At 67.4% G+C, this 227-nt stretch carries 1 pseudogene; it reads left to right on the top strand.

Features of this window, described 5'->3' with window-relative positions:
- Positions 1–227, top strand: a pseudogene (locus tag LD110_RS24165) (sugar ABC transporter substrate-binding protein); the annotation flags it as partial.

The raw sequence follows: 227 nt of genomic DNA, 5'->3' as shown, positions 1-227 counted from the left end.
GAGAACCCGCTTGACCTGGCCACCTCCTACACCGGCGAGTGGCTGCCGTACGCGTACTCGCCATTCCTCCAGTCCGCCGGCGGCGACCTGATCAACCGCGACGGCTTCCAGAGCGCCCAGGGCACCCTGAACGGTGACAAGGCCGTCGAGTGGGCCAACTGGTTCCGCGGCCTCGTCACGAAGGGCTACATGGCCCAGAAGAGCGGCAAGGACCCCGTGGCGGACTT

The organism is Arthrobacter sp. M4 (assembly GCF_020251205.1).
GTDB lineage: Bacteria > Actinomycetota > Actinomycetes > Actinomycetales > Micrococcaceae > Arthrobacter.
This window is presented reverse-complemented; position numbering and strand designations above follow the sequence as displayed.